Genomic DNA, 17489 nt, shown 5'->3' with positions numbered 1-17489 from the left:
AATTAACGCAACATGAGCAGCACCGCAAAACAGAAAATACTTATTGTTGATGATGAACCGGATATTTTAGAACTGATTGAGTATAACCTCAAAAAGGAGGGTTACCAGGTGTTTTTAGCACGTAACGGCCAGGAAGCTGTTGCCGAAGCAAAGAAATCACTCCCAGATCTGATTGTACTGGATATCATGATGCCTAAAATGGATGGGATAGAAGCATGTCGCATTATGCGCACTATGCCCGAGTTTAAAAACACTTTTATGGTGTTTTTGACAGCCCGCAGCGAGGAGTATTCAGAAATTGCCGGTTTTAACGTAGGTGCCGATGATTACATTGCAAAGCCTATAAAACCCCGCGCACTGGTTAGCCGCATAAACGCTATCCTACGCCGTAACGCCCCATCTGAAGATGTGGTTGATAATAAACTTGAAATAGGCGATTTGGTTATTGACCGCGAAGCTTACCTGGTTTACCAAAAAGGTGTTAAAGTGGTTTTGGCCAAAAAGGAATTTGAACTGCTGTACCTGCTGGCTTCAAAACCAGGCAAGGTTTACACTCGTGAAGTGATCCTTAAAAACATCTGGGAAGATTCGGTAGTAGTTACCAACCGTACCATTGATGTACACATCCGCAAACTGCGCGAAAAATTGGGCGACGATTGCGTTGCTACGGTAAAAGGGGTAGGTTATAAGTTTGAAGCTTAAGTCGCCCCCTAACCCCCTAAAGGGGGAACTTATATGATATTAAAAAAGCGATTGGGTTACCAATCGCTTTTTTTGTCAAAATATTTTGCATTACTTTGAGGCGGCAGTAGCTTTCTTCTTAACTGCGGTGGCTGCTTTAACGGTTTTCGCAGCTACGGCCTTTTTGGTTTCTGTAGCCTCCGTTTTTGCTTTAGCTGTGATGACTTTTGCCTTGGTAGCTGCCTTGGCTTTAACATCTGCAACTTCTTTCTTTGCAGCAACAGCTTCGTTCTTCACTTTGGCGGTAATGGCTTTAGCCTTGGTTTCGGCCTTAGCTTTAACATCAGCTGCTGCTGTTTTAGCTTTTGCGGTTACTTCATCGGCTTTCTTAATAACAGCTTTTTTGGTAGTTGCCGCTTTTTTTGTGGCAGTTGCTTTTTTAGCGGTTACTTTTTCCTTTATATCTTCAAATTTTTCTTCGGCTACTTCTTTTACGTCTTCGGCTGTGTCTTTTGTGCCTTCCCAAAGGCTTTCAATTGTTTCTTTAACCTTCTCGAAAAATCCTTTTTCTTCAGGTTGGGTTGACTGATCACTCATGATGTTTTTTTATAGATAGGTAAACAGATTGTTATTAATTAACCTTTTAACCTCAAAAAGTTTAGGTTTGTTTTAAATCTGCGTAACAAACACATCATAATGGATATAAACCAAAAAGTCCCGCCGTTGGGCAGGACTTTTGTATAAAAAAGGTATTCGATTATTTAACTACCGAGAACTTATAAATAGACTGAGTTTTATAAGTATCGCCCGGTTTCAACTCGGTTGAAGGGAATTGCGGTTGGTTTGGTGAATCAGGGAAATGCTGTGTTTCCATCGCGAAAGATGTACGGTACTCATCTTTTATTCCGCGTTTCATCACGTTTTTAGCCTGCATAAAGTTACCGCTGTAAAACTGTAAGCCTGGTTCTTCGGTAAATACTTCCATTTTAATACCACTCTTATCGCCGATAACTGTAGCGATAGGAGTATTCAGGTCATGTTTGTTCAGTACAAAGTTGTGGTCGTAACCTTTACCGTCTTTTAACTGTACGTTGTCTTCATTAATACGTTTGCCAATGGTTTCAGGCTTGGTGAAATCAAACGGGGTGCCTGCCACTTTTTCAAGTTTGCCGGTTGGGATCAAGCCTGCATCAACCGGTAAATAGTTATCAGCATCTATCTGAACCAAATGATCAAGGATGGTTCCGCTGCCTTCGCCGTTCAGGTTAAAGAACGCGTGGTTAGTAAGGTTAACAACAGTTTTTTTATCTGTAGTAGCCTCATACTGGCATTTAAATGAGTTATCATCAGTAAGGCTGTAAGTAACCTTAACATTAAGGTTGCCCGGGAAGCCTTCTTCCAGATCTTTTGAAAGATAAGTAAGCTCCACAGTTGATGAATCAAGCAATTTGCCGTCCCATACTACTTCCTGGAAGCCGTGTTTACCGCCATGCAGTGTATTAGGCGTATTATTTATTGACGACTGATAGTCTTTGCCATCAATTTTGAAATGACCTTTGGCAATACGGTTACCGTAGCGGCCAATAGTAGCACCATAATAGCGCTCGGTTGATTTTTCAAAACCTTCCACATCATCAAAGCCCAAAACAACATCAGTTAATTTGCCTGTTTTATCGGGCACTAACAGGCTTACTACGCGGCCACCATAGTTGGTAATAGTAGCGATAGCACCGTTCTTGTTTTTAAGGGTAAATAAATGGGTTTGTTTTCCATCGATTGTTTTTTCGAATGCTGATGCAGTTGTTTGAGTGCTATCCGCCATAGTAGTGTTTTTCTGTGAGGTTGAATTTTGATTACAAGCAGCCAAATATAGGCTGCAAGCAGGTAAAATTGTTAAAGAAATACCTTTAATTAAGTTTCTCATAAATAGATTTATTATAGTTTGGTTTAAAAATAGCTTTTTTTCATTATCCCCTCTCTTTATAATGGATCTCGCTTAAGCCCCTTAGCTTGTCAGCCGCAAATTCCGCGGTAATATCGCGCTGCGGATTGGCCAGCATTTCGTAGCCCACCATGAATTTTTTCACCGTGGCCGAACGTAACAGCGGCGGATAAAAGTGCATATGCCAGTGCCAGTAAGGATGCTCGCCCGAGTTAACCGGCGACTGGTGCATACCTGCCGAATAAGGGAACGAGGTTTCAAACATATTATCATACCTGATGGTCAGTCTTCTGATGGCATCGGCAAGGGCATGTTTTTCTTCATCGGTAAAATAAAGGATGCTGGTTACATGCCTTTTGCTGATGATCATAGTTTCGTACGGCCAAACCGCCCAAAACGGTACAAGCACAGCAAAATGTTCGTTTTCAAAAACTATGCGGTCCTGCTTTTTCAATTCAAGCGCAAGGTAATCTGCTAACAGGCTTGTACCTTTTTGCTCAAAATGAAGCTTTTGTTGTTGGGTTTCTTTAGCTACCTCAACCGGTAGGCTGTTTTGTGCCCAAATCTGCCCGTGAGGGTGCGGGTTACTGCAACCCATGATATCGCCCTTGTTTTCAAAGATTTGGATATGCTTGATCCATGGATATGAGGCAAGGTCTTCAAATTCCGACTGCCATATATCAACTACTTTGCTTATCTCTTTGGTAGTCATCTGTGGCAGGGTAAGGTCATGCCTTAGTGAAAAGCTGATCACCCGGCAAATGCCTTTCTGGCTGTTAGCCACCAGTAGTTCATCTTCATTTAAGCCACCATCTGGTGTATTTAACAATAGCGATGAATAATCATTGGTGAAAACAAAGCTTCCTTTATAATCGGGGTTTTCGCTGCCATCGGCACGTTTGTTTGTAGGGCACAGGTAACAGGCCGGATCATACTGAGGGCGGTCGTCGGCCTGGGTAGCCTCAACTTTGCCTTGCCATGGGCGTTTTGTACGATGCGGCGATACCAGGATCCAGTCGCCCGTTAAAATGTTTAACCTACTGTGAGGATGCTCTTTCAGATCAAAATTAGTTTCCATTAGTTTAAAATCAGGTAATAATTGGCTTAATACATGTAAGGTAGACAGTTATACCTTAGCGATTTCAAAGTTGGTAAAAATAAATGTAAACCATACATTTAAAATAGTTTTTTCTGAATAAATAGTTATCGTAGAAAGATTGATAGGATTTGTAGAAATGGAGGGGCGGAAGATTGATTTTCATGTCATTGGGGGCGTCCCTTGAAAAAATAGTGATGATGTGTAAAATATATTTTAGTGATGGTGCGCAGGGCGCGTTAGTGATAGTAGCGGATACCGGCCTTGTGGCTAAGGCCGGTGCAGTATGAGCGGATAGCACGGGCCGCAGGCAACGCCCATATTGTAAGTTGATAAAAAATAACTTAATAATCAATAACTTACAACTATATTATTATAAGGTACGAAGCAATCGAACGGAAGCAAAGCCGCTCTGTATGGCATGCGATTGCCACGTCGCCCCCACGCTCATTCCTCTTTCGCTTCTCGCAAATGACATGGTTTAGTTTATTAGTCTAAAACCCCAATCCACCCAACTCAACCACTGCCGAGTCGCAGATGTAAGTTGGTACAATGCCGGTGGCGGTGATGCGGTTTTCGGCATCTTTGGCCTGTGTGTTGCCGGATAGTACCAGTACAGTATCCAAACCAAATTTATTGCCTCCAAGGATGTCTGTTTGCAGGGTATCGCCAACCATTACAATATCTCTTTTGCTGATCGGCCGGCGTTCGCGAAGCAGGTCATAAGCAAACATGAACATCTGCGAATCAGGCTTGCCGAAGCGGATAAACGCTTTGCCTACAATAGTCTCAATCATGCTGGCCAAACCTCCTATAGCTATGGATACATCAAGCTTGGTTAGGGGATATGCATGATCGGTATTGGCTACGATGGCTGGAATGGTGCGCTTACGCATCAGGTTAACTGATTTATTCAGATCCCGGCCCCAGTCAAAGCCTTCATCGTCCAAAAACACAAGTGCATTAACCCGGTCAATGTTGCTTTCGTTTACCTCGCTTATGGGCAGTGTGTGCAGACCTGAGCTGTCGATGTAATGGGCCGAATCTGGCGTACCTAAATAAGCTACAATGCCGTCATTTACTTTTAAGTCGAGGTATTCTTTGGTAAGCATGCCCGATGATATGATCCTGTCGGGCGTGATAGCCATTAAGCCTTTTTTAGTATAAGATTCGGCCAGTTGCACCGGGCTCCGTGAAGCATCATTGGTTACAATATAGTACTCCTTACCCTGTTCTTCCAGGTAAGAAAAAGTGTTTTCGATACCCGGAAGCAAGCCTCCATAATTTTTTAATACCCCAAACGCATCAAAAAAAACAACTTCGTATTTATCAATTATGGATTTAAAGTTGTCGATTCGGGTCATACTTATCTGTTTTTAGGGCTTTGTTGTAATCTGAGCCCGAAAGATAGTTAACCTATTTTAATTTTAAAGCTTCAATGATCTTTTCGGCATCAAAATCCCTGTCGACAGATGGTAAATAAATATCAAATGCCTCTGCCTGGAGTTTTTTGGCGTATTGCTCATTAAAAAAGTGCTTGCCATCTTTAATTACATAGTTCAGGATAAAAAAGCGGTAGGCTTCTTTCAAAAAGCGGATCTCATCGGCAGTTAACGGGTTTACCTTGTGATATTCTTTTAAAAAGAGAATAAAACGGTCTTCCATCATGGTATTGATCACGTAGCTGAACACGGTACGGTCGCCAATGTCAGATACCACACGACTGAAGAAGTAAAAATCAAGCAGACGATAACTCATCCTGAACCAGTCATAATCCCAGCGCGAGTAAAGATCAAGATTTGGGGTTACCGAAAAATTGCCGATGTTCCAGTCGATAAATACCGGGATGATCTCGAACGAGCTCATGTTGTATTTTGAGCGGTTCTTTAAGAAGGTTTCGCAGTGGTATTTCAAAAAATCGGCCTGCATGCCAGAGCCAAATTGCTTGGGATCTGTTTCGATTTGCAGCAATAGCGCAGAAATATCAGTACGTAAAGTTTTTGACGATTTTGGCAGCACATTTTTTACCCTTGAACAGGCCTTGTGGAACTTACCAACCTGCTGACCAAGCTTTTTGATGTGATTGTCGTCCAACCGGCGCGGCAGGCGCTGTAAAATACGGGTTGGGTTATAAAATACTACCCAGGCATCGGTTTTGCCATGTTTATGATGATAAATATAAACACGGTTGTTTTTTTGGAGAGAACGCGCCAGGAAATTCTCAAACGGGTAAAGCAGGTTAATTGCCAGCGTTTGAATAATGCGGTGATCCTCCTTAAAGTGCTCAAATTTGCCAAAGTACGAAAGCTTAGCTATGATTATATCGTCGTCGTCGAACGTAATACGGTACACATGATTGGTTGAAACCATGGCGCTGATATCTTCAATATCGCGAATAGTTTTTGACGCGTCATACCCCTCCCAGGCCTTGCGGATAATAAAAGAATAGTCCATTTGTATATATCTGCCGGCAAAGTTACACCAATGGCAGCATTCGGTTTATAATTAAGGGTACAAATATATAATATTTATCTGAACCGGGATTTGGGGGGATTTTTGGGATTTATAGGATTTTACTTGCGTTTTGTCTGAATCTGGATTTGGGGAGATTTTTTGGATGTATGGGATTTTGACTTCATGGTTTATACTTCTTGTTTAAAAGGCGCTTTACGGTTAATGATTTACTGCCGAAATTTAACAATAACCCGATTTCAACATTGTAAGCTTCCAGATAATTTAAAGCTTGCGCTAAATGTACATCTTCAAGCTGGGTAATTGCTTTAAGTTCAACCATGATCATGCCGCCTACAAAAAATCAACCCTGCGTGTTCCGATTTGTAAATCTCTGTAAAAGATTGGCATTTCTTTTTCCCGCTCGAACACGAGGCCATTTAATGCCATCTCTATTTCCAAAGCCTTTTGGTAAATAACTTCCTGAAAGCCATTACCCAAGGTAGAATGCACTTGCATGGCGCAGCCAATTATTTTGCCAGTTATATCGGTATGTTTAAGTTGATCCATTTTTAAAGATAATCGAGTAATAAAATAAGCAAGTAATCAAAAACTCTCCTTATGCAAATCAAAATCCTATAAATTCCAAAAATCCCCCCAAATCCCGGTTCAGATAATCTCAAAATACCTCTTCAACTCCCAATCAGTTACACTTTTGGCAAACTGGCGATATTCCCACAGGCGGGTTTGTGTAAAGTGATCAACAAAGCCTTCGCCGAAAAGCTCTTTGGCAATATCAGAGGTTTGCATGGCTGTGGCAGCGGCATGCAGGTTGGGCCATAGCACGCCATTGCGTTTATCCTGGTAACCATTACCTACAGTTGGTTCAATGTTTAGTTCAAGCTTGTTTTTAATACCGTATAAGCCAGATGCCAGCGCAGCCGCCATGGCCAGGTACGGATTAGTATCAGAGCCCGGGATACGGGTTTCCAGGCGGGTATAGTTTTCGGTAGTATTGATGATACGGAGGGCAGTTGTGCGGTTTTCAACGCCCCAGGTAATGGTGGTTGGTGCCCAGGCGCCTTCAACCAGGCGTTTGTAGCTGTTGATGGTTGGCGCATACATAGGCAGCAAATGAGGCATGCAATACAGCTGACCGGCAAGGTATTGCTTATGTATTTCGCTCATTTTGTTTACATCGTTAGCGTCATAAAACAGGTTTTTAGATTGGTCTTTATTCCACAGGCTTTGGTGGATGTGGCCGCTGCAGCCGGGCAGGGTTTCTGTCCATTTAGCCATGAACGACGCCATGATGCCGTGTTTATAAGCTATCTCTTTAACGGCGGTTTTAAACAGCGTTGCTTTATCAGCGGCAGCTAAAACCTCATCATGCAATATGGCAGCTTCGTAAACCCCCGGACCAGTTTCGGTATGCAGTCCCTCAATGGGGATATTGAATTTGGTAAGCAGGTTAAACAGGTCGTAATAAAAGTCGCTGTTTTCTGAAGTGCGTAATATAGAATAGCCAAACATGCCCGGTGTAAGCGGTTCAATATTGGTGAACTTTTTATCGGCGAGGGTTTGCGGCGTTTCTTTAAAATTGAACCATTCAAATTCCTGTGCAAACTCGGCATGATAGCCCATGTCATTACATTGCGCCTTGATATGTTTAAGCAGGCTTCGCGGACAAGCGGGCAGGTCATTACCATCGGGGTTGCTGAAATCGGCCAAAAAGAAAGGAATATCATCCTGCCAGGGCACATTACGAAGGGTTGCGAGGTCAATACGGCAAAGCTTATCGGGATAACCGCTTTGCCAGCCCGTTAACTGTACATTATCATAACAAACATCGTTGCTGTCCCAGCCAAAAACCACATCGCAAAAACCATAACCGCTCTGTAACCCATCAATAAATTTTTTAGGGTTGATCACTTTGCCACGCAAAACGCCATCAATATCGGCAAAGGCGAATTTGATTTTCTGGATGTTATTCTGTTCAATATATGCTTTGATCTGTTCTTCGTTCATGGTATAAAAAGTATGGCCGGTTAAGGTATGGCAAGATAGCTATTATGGCTTAAACTATAAAAAATTAGCCTGTGCGTGTTTAATACGCAATAGCGTTTACCTTTGTTTGAACTATTTATATGGAAAAAATCAACCAGTTTTTATTTGTTTACGGCACACTGCTACAACCTGGTAATGAGTTTGCGGAATATCTTAATCAACATTGTAAATTTATAAGCACAGGTAAAATAAAGGGCCGGCTTTATGATATTGGTGAATATCCAGGCGCTTTGATTGATAGCAGCGAAAGGATTTATATTTATGGCAATATATTCAGAATGGATGACCCTGTTGCCATATTAAAAGTAATTGAAGATTATGAAGGCATTGGCGAGTTGTACAGCCATCCGCAGGAATATATCAGGGAGCAGGTTGATATCCTTACCGATAACGGTATCATGAGTTGCTGGATGTATATTTATAATTTACCTGTGGATACTTACAACCAGATTCCCGCGGGAGATTACATCCAATATTTAAAAGATAGATCTGCCCAAAACAATGGCATCAAATAACCATTTAGTTAACGATGTTTTTCCATTTTAAAGATAGATTTCCGCAGTTAAATGCTTACTGGGACAGGTACCTGCAATTTCAGAAGCGGATAGAAGCCCCGGCTAAAACCGTACTGCTCCAGGAGGGGAAAATATCTCAGCATTATATTTTTATTGAAAAAGGCTGTGTACGGACATTTTTTAATAAAAATGGTGACGATAAAACGGTGCAGTTTTTCTTTGAGAATGAAGGCCTGAGTTCTTTTGATAGCTTTATAAACAATGTGCCAAGTTTGTTCACTATCGAAACTATCGAGCCATCGGTAATTTATTTGTTGCCTAAGCAATACGTTCTCCGGTTAATAGACGAGTTGAGTCATGAACCTGATTTTGCTCAAATGATATTGCAAATGACTGCCCGGAGGCAAATGCATTATATAAATGAATTTGTTTCCATTATCCGGGACTCGCCCGAACAACGCTATCTGCATCTGTTAAATGAAAGACCTCACATCATACAGCGGGTGCCCCAACATTATATAGCCTCATATCTCGGGGTAAGCAAGGTGCACCTGAGCCGTATAAAAAGTAAACTGGCAAAAGGCAGGTTGCATTTCTGAACTTGATAACATATGTTATCGTCCCTGTGCTGCACGCCGGGGTAATTTTGTGTTATAAAACTAGAAAATAACATGAAAGCAGCAGTAATGTATCAAAATGGAGGGTTACCTCAATATACAGATTTTCCTGAACCGGTTGTTCAAAACCCTGATGAGGTATTGGTTAGTGTAAAAGCTGTAGCCATTAAACATCTCGACAAAAGCAGGGCGTCTGGCAGGCACTATTCGAGCGAAGCGCCGAGTGAAAACGGTCGCGTGATTGGTGGCGATGGTATTTGCTTGCTGGAAGATGGCACAAGGGTATATGGCATGGGTATAAGCGGTACGCTTGCTGAAAAAGCGACTATTTACAAAAGCAGGATAGTAAAATTGCCTGATGACTTGGATGATGTTACGGCGGCCGCCTTGCCAAATGCCGTAGTAGGTGCGGCTATGGGTCTTAAATTCAAAGCCGATATTCAGCAGGGCGATGTGGTGCTGATTAATGGTGCTACAGGCTTTACAGGGCGGATTGCCATTCAAATTGCCAAAATTTATGGCGCAAAGAAGGTAATAGCAACGGGCCGAAACCAGCAATCATTGAATGAGTTGCTATCCCTTGGTGCCGATGAAACAATTTCAGTACTGCAGGATGATGAAAGTTTTAAAAAGCAGATCGCCGCAATACATTCAGAAACTCCTATTGATATTATTGTTGATTACCTGTGGGGCCATACTGCCGAAATGATATTGGCCTGCATAAAAGGCGACGGTTCATTTACCAATAAAATTAGGTATGTATCGGTTGGGGGCATGTCGGGAGATCTGATACAGTTATCCGCAGCCAATCTCAGGAGTGTTGATCTTCAATTAACCGGATCAGGGCTTGGCGCGTGGTCAAAAGCGCAGGTGGATGAACTTTTTAGTGAGATTTTGCCCGAAATGTTTGCACTTGCGGCGGCTGGCAAGCTGAAAGTAGAAACTATTAAAGTGAAATTAGCGGATATTGCCGAACTCTGGGAGTTGGAAGTGGATAATGGGCGGCGTTTGGTTGTTGTTGTTTGAAAGGAATGATTTTTATATAGCAAACTATCCAAAAACGTCATACGGGGTACGAAGAAATCCCCGATTTGCAGGTTCACTCTGTATAGCATGCGATTGCTTCGTGCCTCGCAATGACGCAGTTGAGAATGCCATTTTCACTTCAATATCTGCCGGGTTTTATTCTCGTTACTTCAAGCAAAAAAAATCCCCCGGTTTTATAAAACCGGGGGATTAAACAATAACTATTTATTCAGGGCATTAAAGTTTTGCTGTTTTTACAGTTTTGATGATAACTGCAGCAACTTTGTATGGATCAGCAGCTGAGTTAGGGCGACGATCTTCCAGGTAACCGCTCCAGTTGTGATCAACAGCATAAAGAGGGATACGGATAGAAGCACCACGGTCAGATACACCATAGCTAAAATCATGGATAGAAGCAGTTTCGTGTTTACCAGTTAAACGCTGATCGTTATCAGCACCGTAAACTGCAATACACTCAGCAACTGCAGGGCGGAAAGACTCGCAGATAGCTGTGAAAATTTCTTTGCTGTTTGCAGTACGTAAAGTAGTATTTGAGAAGTTAGCGTGCATACCAGAACCGTTCCAGTCTAATTGACCAAGCGGTTTGCAATGCCAGTTAATAGCAACTCCGTATTTTTCACCAATTCTTTCTAATAAATAACGTGCAACCCAGATTTGGTCACCAGCCTCTTTAGCGCCTTTAGCGAAGATCTGGAATTCCCACTGGCCAGCAGCAACCTCAGCGTTGATACCTTCAACGTTTAAGCCTGCTTCTAAACATGCATCTAAGTGCTCTTCAACAATTTCGCGACCGAAAGCGTTTTTAGCACCTACTGAACAGTAGTAAGGACCTTGTGGAGCTGGGTAGCCAGCAGCCGGGAAACCAAGCGGTTTGCTGGTTGATGGATCCCACAGGAAGTACTCCTGCTCAAAACCGAACCAGAAATCATTATCGTCATCAGCAATAGTAGCACGACCGTTTGATTCGTGTGGTTTGCCGTCAGCGCTTAATACTTCGCACATTACTAAGAAAGCGGTTTTTCTTTGTGGATCAGGAACAACAAAAACTGGCTTTAAGATACAATCAGATGAACCACCTGGTGCCTGCTCAGTTGAAGAACCATCAAAGCTCCAGTTATCTAAATCTTCTACTTTACCGCTAAATTCTTTAACGATTTTTGTTTTGCTGCGCAGGCTTTGTGTTGGTTTATAGCCATCAAGCCAAATGTACTCGAGTTTTGTTGCCATTTTTTAATTAATTTGTAAAGTTGGGGTTCTAATTATAGTTTTTGTATTAATCTCAATAATTATTAAGGCGAATTTAAATTTTTTTTACAAAATTCGTTACAAATGTTAAGAAATTTTGTATTTTTTTTCAATAACATGTTAATTATAGCTGTAAACCCGTAAAAAAGAATCTGTAAAACTGCGTTTTTAACAATTTTGTATTTTTAGAAATGAATCGGGTGTGTTTTTTATCAATAACGTAAAATACCCTGGTACAGGCAAGCCCGGGCACTCATTACGTGAACAATTAACCCTTTTCGGCTGATGAAGGTAAGGCAAAGCTTACTATTGCAGAAATTTAGTCACTTAATTTTTCGGAGATATTCTTAATGGCCTCGTCAAGCCTGGTAGCAGAGTCATAAAGGTGCTTCTCAACCTGTAAAAACTCTTGTTTTTTGTCTTTGCTTTCGCTCATCAGCTCAACCAAACCTAATATATTGGTGAGGTGCTTACGTACTTCGTGCGAGTTGATAAAGGCAAGCTCGCGCTTTTTGGTATCGTATAATAATTTTTCGTAATGGCGTTTTTGCCTGGCACTTCGGTATAACAGGGCTATAACCGCAAACATAAAAACTGTGGTAATACTGATCAGGATCAAAATAAGACGTTCGCGCCTGTATTTTTCCGCAGTATCTGTAAAAGTATTTTCGATTTTGTCTATTTTTATTTGAGCCGATACGTTACCTACCTGTGTAGTATTATTCAGGCTTGCTTCTGATTGTTTGAGCGCAAGGTCAAAATTTTCGGCTGCAAGTTTATAATCACCCCTGTCACGGGCTATTTCACCCAGCAATTCATAAAGATGATGCTTTATTTCGGGATGATTGGTAGAATAGGGTAGGGCAAGAAGTTGGTTAGCTATCGCGCTTGCCGAATCGGGCTGTCCGTTCAGGTAAAAAGCATCGGCCAGGTTTTGCCTCTCAAGGTCGTTGTGAACGTATTTTTTATTGGATTGCAACTCCTTGATCTGCACTATGGCATCACTATACTTATGTTGCAATATAGATATGTAGTAAGCTGTACGGTTTTGGTAAGTAAATAATTTATAGCTTTTGTTGTTAGGTCCCATCAACTCATCATGGCATCGTTGCAGTGAGTCGAGGTTTCTTCTCCTGAAAAAATTTTCAGCTTTGTTATAGCTTATTATAGTATAAAACCTGTCGTCCTTAATCTTGTTTTCTTTTTTGATATGAAATGCAAGGTTGAGGTAATATAATGACTGGCTATACAGGTTGAGCTTGTAATACAGATCGGATATATTAATATTGAGATATACCTGTAATAATGGTTCGTTAAGTTTTAACGCTTGCTTTTGAGCCAGTCCGTAACTGTAAATAGCGCCTATTGGGTTGCCTCTGTCTGTTTGAATAAACGCAAGATGGCTAATGAATGAGTAAATTAAAAAGTCGGCTTTATTTTTTGAGGCCTGGTCAATGGCCTTGACCATGGCAGTTTCTGCTTCGGGCAGTTTGGATAGGCGTTTTTGTACAGTACTTTCAATAAAGTATTTTAAAGCTTCACGATCATCAACCTGGTATTTATCCAGTTTCTCGTAAACTTCTACCTTGCCTTCGGGGATAGTATTTTGCGGCCCTTGTTGAAAACGGAGCTTGATATAATCAACTATTTTCTTGTCCTGCAGGTTCCTGTCTTTTATTTTGATAAAATTAACAAGGCTATCCTCAAAAAGATAAATATACGGCGAGGCTTCTGAAATGCTTACACTAAACGCCACCAGTAAAATAAAGAGAGAGAACTTTTTAAAGAGAGAAGCCATTAGGCATAAAAATACGTTGGCATATGTAAATATCAAATAATTTCTACCATTTAATTTTAAAGGTCAAACTTGTCAAGCAGCTTTAAAAGTGTTTCAAAGTCCTTCGGGTAGGGGGCGTGAATGGTAACTTCAGTTTCAGGACTGATCCGAAACGTTACTTCATAAGCATGCAGGGCAAAGCGTTTCATGATGGGCAGTTCTTCCTGATCCTTACCTAAATGGTATTTACGCTTAATTTTTGAAAGGAAAACGGGCTCGCCTTTGTACATTTCATCTCCGGCTATGGATGCCCTTTGTGTTGCCAGGTGGATCCTGATCTGGTGCATACGGCCCGTAACCGGGCGGCATTCAACTAAAGTGTAGTGTTTATAATACTTTAAAGATTGGAACCAGGTTTCGGCACGTTTACCCTCTTGCCTGCTGATGGTTACGCTGCCTTTGCCAACGTTCAATATCGGCAGATCAACAAGCAGGTTATCAAAAGTATGTGTGCCATCAATAATAGCATGGTATACTTTTTTAACCTTCCGTTTTTCAAACTGCATGGATACTGACCGGTAAGCCTCTGGATTTTTAGCAAAAATAAGAGCGCCGGATGTTTCCTTGTCCAGACGATGGCAGATCTGCGCATCGTCCCAGTAAGCCTTAGCCAGCCTTAACATGCTGATCTCGCTGCTACCTTCACCGCGTTCATCAAGCGAGCTTATAAAAGGCGGCTTGTTCACAACAATTACGTCATCGTTCTCAAACAGTATCAGGTCGGCGAATTTTGGAAACTTCATAGCCCGCAAAAATACGGTTTATAATTTAAAACAGCTATCACTGTATTTTATTGGCGGTAGCACTGTTCGAAATTTGATTTTCACTTGTAGCCTTAACCCCGTACCGTATGGCAGCCTCAAGTATCTCAATGTTTATATCTTTCAGGGCTTTGAACTTGATGCAATATCCGGTTACGCTGGCCTTGCCTATTGTTTTCCCATAGGTTTGCGATAAGTATGTTTTATCATCGATACCAAGAACATAGATGGAAATTCCGGTTGTGTTTGCGCTCATACCAATTTGATAAAACTCTCTTGTTGTTCCATCGGTATATTTTATGGTGTAAGATCCATAGCCTATATTAGGGTTACTAACAATTTTATTTTCGCTGTTCCTACCATCCAAAAACCATAATTTACACCCTGGTAGCACCTGAAGTATCACATAGTGCAACTCTTGCATGTCATTCCGTTTAGGTTCGGGCTGACTGGTAATATACTCTTCTATTTGTTCTTGTACGTTCATATAAAATATTGAGTTAGGTTTACTTGATTGCCTTTTTATCTCGCTTTACTTTTTATACACTACAGCTAAATTATCATAGCAGAACCAGTATAATGTTAACAGAAGTTTTACTTAATATCATCATTATTCAATAAATAAAACTCGCTATTTTTCTTCGTTAAAAAAGTGTACCTTCGCGCCGTTATTTTCATGGAGGTGTTAAGCATGGTTTTACCTGTAATTCCTTCATCGACAATAAAAAAGAATTAAATATACAATGAAAAAAATTGTCGACTACAGGAAACTCCTGAACGTAACCGAAAATGCAGAGCTAACTGAATTACGTACGGTTTATAAAAGCATGATGAAAACCTGGCATCCGGACAGGTTCCAGGACGAGAGCAGGATAGAAGCCGAAGAGAAAAGTAAAACCATAATAGAAGCCTACCATTTTTTAGTAAGTATAGCGCCCGAAACCCGTGCGCAAACCTTGCCAGATTATACAGCTACCACCACATTATCAAACATAGCCGATTTTGAGTACAAGCAACAGGTATTAAAGGTTACTTTCCTTGATGGTAATACATATGAATATTTTGGCGTACCCAAAGCAATTTATACCAAGCTGATCAATGCCGATTCGCCCGGCAGGTTTGCCCGCAGGCATATTTTCAATGAGTTTGTATACCGTAGCGTAAATAAACTGGTTGCTTCGGCCTAATTATTTTTCTATCCCGCCTGGTTAAGCCGTTCTAAATCAGCCGTGGTATCAATATCAATAGCTCCCAGAGGGAAAGGAAGTATAAAAACATCATCTGCATTTGCTTCGATGATTTTTTTTGCGCCCTCGGGGCCCTCCAGGCTAAGCAATCCCGGGAAATATTTTATATCAAACAAAGCCGGGGCACCCAAAACATCACGATAGCCGCAGGCAATGATGCCGCAATCGTGAGCTTCTTTTTTTTCCATCAATTGCGATATCAGGAATGAATCAACAAATGGCTGGTCGCAAAGCATCAGTATAATTGAAGTTATGTGGGGTTCAAGCCTGAGCATTTCTGCTACACCAAATTTTATTGATGAACCCATGCCTTCCTGCCAGCGGGGATTGTAAGTAACATCTACAAGCTGATCATCTATATTAGATCGGATCAGTCCTTCATTGGCTCCCAGCACCACAATAACTTTTTCGCAATGCAGGCAGGTAAGTGCGGTTTGGATAGCACGTTGTAAAAGGGTTTTACCCTGGTAAATAAGATTTTGCTTGGGTGAGCCAAAACGGCTTGATGCGCCTGCTGCCAGAATAATGATCCCTGTCATTTTTTATAAACTGTTAACATTAGGTATTAGTATAACTACGAATTGTAAAGCCGGGCTATTAACCATGTATTACAATTTATATAGCTTCCTTTCCTGCGTGATTATGTTTATTCGGGTTCAGGGGGCTCCCTTTTTTATAAAGCGTTAAGGCGGATGCTTGCCTTAATACGGTAATGGTTTAATTAAAGTTTTAGTTATATCTATTCATTTATAACAATTTGATTTTTTGTAGTTTATGTGTTTATTGCGGACAGAATACAGATCACTGTATTTTCTTTTAGTTAATTTCACTTAGGCATACCACCAATAACAGAACAAAAAATACATTTTGTAAACATCCCTGCGTATAGTAATGCTTATTTTTACAATCGCTATGCATGAACTTAAAGGTGTAATGGCTGTTAATTAATTAAATTTACAAGATTAAGGAGCTATATTTTGTTAAGAGATAATCACGGCCGGAAAATCAGTTATATGCGCCTCGCGGTGACAGACAGGTGCAACCTGCGCTGTTTTTATTGCATGCCCGAGGATGGCCTGAACTGGCTATCGCGCGCTGAGCTCATGAGTTATGAAGAAATGCTGCACAGTTGCCGTTTGCTGGTAAAAATGGGTATCGAAAAAGTCCGTATTACCGGGGGAGAGCCCTTTGTACGCAAAGATATTATGGCTTTGCTTACAGGTATATCCAGACTGGATGGGTTAAAAGAGCTAAGCCTGACCACAAATGGCGTGCTGACCGCGCCTTATGTACCCGAACTGAAAAAGATAGGCGTACGGTCGGTAAACCTGAGCTTGGATACGTTGGATGCCAACCGCTTTTTTACCATTACCCGCCGGGACGAATTTGCCAGTGTGATGGCTGCTTTGGATGCCATGCTGAGCCATGATATGGAGGTAAAGATCAATGCCGTGGTAATGGATGGTAAAAATATACAGGACATTATCCCGCTGGTTGAACTGGCCAAAGAACTGCCGGTAAGCGTGAGGTTTATTGAGGAAATGCCCTTTAACGGCGATGGCCATGTTTATGATGGCTTGCACTGGAATTACCTTCGTATTTTAGATGAAATAAAAAGTAAATACCCGCAAATAAAAAAGCTGGATGACCCGGCTTATTCTACTTCGTACAATTATCAGGTACCCGGCCATAAAGGCAGTGTTGGAATCATAGCGGCCTATTCGCGCACATTTTGCGGTAGCTGCAACCGGATCCGCATTACGCCGCAAGGCGAATTGAAAACCTGTTTATATGACGATGGTGTGCTTAATTTAAAAGATTTAATGCGTAGGGGAGCTTCTGATGAGGCATTGCAGGATGCCCTGCTGACTGCTTTTAATCACCGTCCGGCAGATGGATGGGAAGCCGAGCGGAGTCGTGTGGCTAAAACCGGTATTCATGAATCAATGGCCACAATTGGCGGATAGTTTAAAGATCAAGAAA

Annotated in this window: 17 protein-coding genes and 1 pseudogene; 6 read left to right on the top strand and 12 right to left on the bottom strand. The window is 41.4% G+C overall.

Going from position 1 to position 17489, the window contains the following annotated elements:
- The first annotated feature begins 12 nt into the window (after window positions 1–12).
- Window positions 13–702: a response regulator transcription factor gene (locus tag AC1DUD_RS05695; protein WP_347529683.1), complete on the top strand. Its 690-nt coding sequence runs from the start codon at window positions 13–15 to the stop codon at window positions 700–702.
- Between the two features lie 90 nt (window positions 703–792).
- Here the strand turns inward: AC1DUD_RS05695 and AC1DUD_RS05690 are convergent, their stop codons facing one another.
- The 7 genes and pseudogenes from AC1DUD_RS05690 to AC1DUD_RS05660 form a co-directional block, all read right to left on the bottom strand.
- Window positions 793–1278 carry a hypothetical protein gene (locus AC1DUD_RS05690; protein WP_477372472.1) on the bottom strand — a complete coding sequence of 162 codons (486 nt, stop codon included), beginning with the start codon at window positions 1276–1278 and terminating at the stop codon, window positions 793–795.
- 160 nt (window positions 1279–1438) lie between these two features.
- Window positions 1439–2503: an aldose epimerase family protein gene (locus AC1DUD_RS05685; protein ID WP_477372470.1), complete on the bottom strand. Its 1065-nt coding sequence runs from the start codon at window positions 2501–2503 to the stop codon at window positions 1439–1441.
- A 145-nt stretch (window positions 2504–2648) separates the two neighbouring features.
- Window positions 2649–3701 carry a UDP-glucose--hexose-1-phosphate uridylyltransferase gene (locus tag AC1DUD_RS05680; RefSeq protein WP_477372468.1) on the bottom strand — a complete coding sequence of 351 codons (1053 nt, stop codon included), beginning with the start codon at window positions 3699–3701 and terminating at the stop codon, window positions 2649–2651.
- Between the two features lie 512 nt (window positions 3702–4213).
- On the bottom strand, window positions 4214–5083 hold the full coding sequence (locus AC1DUD_RS05675; protein WP_477372466.1) for an HAD-IIA family hydrolase: 870 nt from the start codon (window positions 5081–5083) through the stop codon (window positions 4214–4216).
- 52 nt (window positions 5084–5135) lie between these two features.
- On the bottom strand, window positions 5136–6173 hold the full coding sequence (locus AC1DUD_RS05670; protein WP_477372464.1) for a hypothetical protein: 1038 nt from the start codon (window positions 6171–6173) through the stop codon (window positions 5136–5138).
- Window positions 6174–6354: 181 nt separating this feature from the next.
- A pseudogene (locus AC1DUD_RS05665) lies at window positions 6355–6689 on the bottom strand (GxxExxY protein).
- Between the two features lie 150 nt (window positions 6690–6839).
- Entirely contained in the window at window positions 6840–8198 is a 1359-nt protein-coding gene (locus tag AC1DUD_RS05660; RefSeq protein WP_477372462.1) for a glutamine synthetase family protein, read from the bottom strand.
- A 119-nt stretch (window positions 8199–8317) separates the two neighbouring features.
- Here AC1DUD_RS05660 and AC1DUD_RS05655 point away from each other — a divergent pair, with 119 nt between their 5' ends.
- The 3 genes from AC1DUD_RS05655 to AC1DUD_RS05645 all read left to right on the top strand — a co-directional run bounded on the left by AC1DUD_RS05655 (window position 8318) and on the right by AC1DUD_RS05645 (window position 10395).
- On the top strand, window positions 8318–8752 hold the full coding sequence (locus AC1DUD_RS05655) for a gamma-glutamylcyclotransferase family protein (RefSeq protein ID WP_477372460.1): 435 nt from the start codon (window positions 8318–8320) through the stop codon (window positions 8750–8752).
- A 14-nt stretch (window positions 8753–8766) separates the two neighbouring features.
- Window positions 8767–9351 carry a Crp/Fnr family transcriptional regulator gene (locus tag AC1DUD_RS05650; protein ID WP_477372458.1) on the top strand — a complete coding sequence of 195 codons (585 nt, stop codon included), beginning with the start codon at window positions 8767–8769 and terminating at the stop codon, window positions 9349–9351.
- A 72-nt stretch (window positions 9352–9423) separates the two neighbouring features.
- Window positions 9424–10395, top strand: a complete 972-nt coding sequence (locus tag AC1DUD_RS05645) for a quinone oxidoreductase family protein (protein ID WP_477372456.1) — start codon at window positions 9424–9426, stop codon at window positions 10393–10395.
- Window positions 10396–10632: 237 nt separating this feature from the next.
- Here AC1DUD_RS05645 and AC1DUD_RS05640 read toward each other — a convergent pair whose 3' ends face one another.
- The 4 genes from AC1DUD_RS05640 to AC1DUD_RS05625 form a co-directional block, all read right to left on the bottom strand.
- Window positions 10633–11643 carry a glutamine synthetase beta-grasp domain-containing protein gene (locus AC1DUD_RS05640; RefSeq protein ID WP_477372454.1) on the bottom strand — a complete coding sequence of 337 codons (1011 nt, stop codon included), beginning with the start codon at window positions 11641–11643 and terminating at the stop codon, window positions 10633–10635.
- Between the two features lie 337 nt (window positions 11644–11980).
- A complete protein-coding gene (locus AC1DUD_RS05635; RefSeq protein ID WP_477372452.1) occupies window positions 11981–13459 on the bottom strand; it encodes a tetratricopeptide repeat protein in 1479 nt (492 codons plus the stop codon).
- Between the two features lie 56 nt (window positions 13460–13515).
- Window positions 13516–14241 carry an RluA family pseudouridine synthase gene (locus tag AC1DUD_RS05630; RefSeq protein ID WP_477372450.1) on the bottom strand — a complete coding sequence of 242 codons (726 nt, stop codon included), beginning with the start codon at window positions 14239–14241 and terminating at the stop codon, window positions 13516–13518.
- Window positions 14242–14278: 37 nt separating this feature from the next.
- Complete coding sequence (locus tag AC1DUD_RS05625) at window positions 14279–14746, bottom strand: DUF1801 domain-containing protein (RefSeq protein ID WP_477372448.1); 468 nt, start codon at window positions 14744–14746, stop codon at window positions 14279–14281.
- 256 nt (window positions 14747–15002) lie between these two features.
- Here AC1DUD_RS05625 and AC1DUD_RS05620 point away from each other — a divergent pair, with 256 nt between their 5' ends.
- Window positions 15003–15446, top strand: coding sequence for a KTSC domain-containing protein (locus AC1DUD_RS05620; RefSeq protein ID WP_121229867.1), 444 nt, complete (start codon window positions 15003–15005; stop codon window positions 15444–15446).
- Window positions 15447–15454: 8 nt separating this feature from the next.
- On the opposite strand, the gene AC1DUD_RS05615 is transcribed toward AC1DUD_RS05620, so the two are convergent.
- Window positions 15455–16045: a nucleotidyltransferase family protein gene (locus AC1DUD_RS05615; RefSeq protein ID WP_477372446.1), complete on the bottom strand. Its 591-nt coding sequence runs from the start codon at window positions 16043–16045 to the stop codon at window positions 15455–15457.
- A gap of 438 nt (window positions 16046–16483) precedes the next feature.
- Here AC1DUD_RS05615 and moaA point away from each other — a divergent pair, with 438 nt between their 5' ends.
- The gene (gene moaA, locus AC1DUD_RS05610) at window positions 16484–17473 is read left to right on the top strand and encodes a GTP 3',8-cyclase MoaA (RefSeq protein ID WP_477372444.1); all 990 of its coding nucleotides are present in this window, start codon (window positions 16484–16486) and stop codon (window positions 17471–17473) included.
- Window positions 17474–17489: the final 16 nt, after the last annotated feature.

The organism is Mucilaginibacter sp. P4_A11, assembly GCF_056402535.1.
The sequence above is the reverse complement of the archived record's forward strand: the minus strand, read 5'-3'. Positions and strand labels throughout refer to the sequence as shown.

Excerpts from the sequence above, each read along its gene's own strand:
- AC1DUD_RS05635 (WP_477372452.1), bottom strand. The coding sequence starts at position 13,459 with ATGGCTTCTCTCTTTAAAAAGTTCTCTCTCTTTATTTTACTGGTGGCG.
- AC1DUD_RS05690 (WP_477372472.1), bottom strand. The coding sequence starts at position 1,278 with ATGAGTGATCAGTCAACCCAACCTGAAGAAAAAGGATTTTTCGAGAAG.
- AC1DUD_RS05660 (WP_477372462.1), bottom strand. The coding sequence starts at position 8,198 with ATGAACGAAGAACAGATCAAAGCATATATTGAACAGAATAACATCCAG.
- AC1DUD_RS05625 (WP_477372448.1), bottom strand. The coding sequence starts at position 14,746 with ATGAACGTACAAGAACAAATAGAAGAGTATATTACCAGTCAGCCCGAA.
- AC1DUD_RS05645 (WP_477372456.1), top strand. The coding sequence starts at position 9,424 with ATGAAAGCAGCAGTAATGTATCAAAATGGAGGGTTACCTCAATATACA.
- AC1DUD_RS05640 (WP_477372454.1), bottom strand. The coding sequence starts at position 11,643 with ATGGCAACAAAACTCGAGTACATTTGGCTTGATGGCTATAAACCAACA.
- AC1DUD_RS05620 (WP_121229867.1), top strand. The coding sequence starts at position 15,003 with ATGAAAAAAATTGTCGACTACAGGAAACTCCTGAACGTAACCGAAAAT.
- AC1DUD_RS05680 (WP_477372468.1), bottom strand. The coding sequence starts at position 3,701 with ATGGAAACTAATTTTGATCTGAAAGAGCATCCTCACAGTAGGTTAAAC.
- AC1DUD_RS05615 (WP_477372446.1), bottom strand. The coding sequence starts at position 16,045 with ATGACAGGGATCATTATTCTGGCAGCAGGCGCATCAAGCCGTTTTGGC.
- AC1DUD_RS05695 (WP_347529683.1), top strand. The coding sequence starts at position 13 with ATGAGCAGCACCGCAAAACAGAAAATACTTATTGTTGATGATGAACCG.
- AC1DUD_RS05630 (WP_477372450.1), bottom strand. The coding sequence starts at position 14,241 with ATGAAGTTTCCAAAATTCGCCGACCTGATACTGTTTGAGAACGATGAC.
- AC1DUD_RS05655 (WP_477372460.1), top strand. The coding sequence starts at position 8,318 with ATGGAAAAAATCAACCAGTTTTTATTTGTTTACGGCACACTGCTACAA.
- AC1DUD_RS05685 (WP_477372470.1), bottom strand. The coding sequence starts at position 2,503 with ATGGCGGATAGCACTCAAACAACTGCATCAGCATTCGAAAAAACAATC.
- AC1DUD_RS05650 (WP_477372458.1), top strand. The coding sequence starts at position 8,767 with ATGTTTTTCCATTTTAAAGATAGATTTCCGCAGTTAAATGCTTACTGG.
- AC1DUD_RS05675 (WP_477372466.1), bottom strand. The coding sequence starts at position 5,083 with ATGACCCGAATCGACAACTTTAAATCCATAATTGATAAATACGAAGTT.
- AC1DUD_RS05670 (WP_477372464.1), bottom strand. The coding sequence starts at position 6,173 with ATGGACTATTCTTTTATTATCCGCAAGGCCTGGGAGGGGTATGACGCG.